At 27.4% G+C, this 637-nt stretch carries 1 pseudogene; it reads left to right on the top strand.

Annotated features, from left to right (window positions below):
* Positions 1–637: pseudogene (locus GQX97_RS13790) on the top strand (hypothetical protein); the annotation flags it as partial.

Here is a 637-nt window from a genome sequence, read left to right as displayed (position 1 = left end):
ATAGATTTTGATTTATCTRTAGCAGGTTATTGYYATTAYGGTACTATTAAAGGCGACCCTTTAGGAAAACCTTTTTTATATTCTGTTTATCCGCTTTGGAAAGTATTAGAAAATATGGATAATTCTTTTAATAGGAACTTATGTAATATAGGTGAGCATAGTTTTAATTAYAGTTTATATAATACTGCTGARRGTTTATCTGATGARCARAGAAAARTRGCAGAAAAAGAAATAAGRGATTTTGTTAATAGAAGAGGCGGCGTATTTATAGGTTCATTTGGTAAAATAGAAAAGATTGAAGGTATAGATGCTAATGAATGGTATAATTTTAGAGATGGTATGTTATCTACAATATTTAAAAATAAAGGTGTTGATATAAAATCACTTGGATTAAATAGAGGTGCTACAAGAGATTTAGCAAGCATATCTCAATCTGATAGTATTATAAACGCATACGGAATTATATCACGTTTTGTAGAGCAGATTAATAATACATTTATGAAAAGATACTTTGACTTGAACTTTAAAGATTTAAGAATACAAGGCTTATGCGATTATTTTAGAATTAAATGTGAAGTGCCTGCTGAAAATATTGAAGCTATAGGTAAAGAAGAAAATAATCAAAACTTAAATAATG

The organism is Brachyspira sp. SAP_772, from assembly GCF_009755885.1.
In the GTDB taxonomy this organism is placed as follows: Bacteria; Spirochaetota; Brachyspiria; order Brachyspirales; family Brachyspiraceae; genus Brachyspira.
Note: the sequence above shows the minus strand (reverse complement) of the source record. Positions and strands in the feature narration are given on the sequence as shown.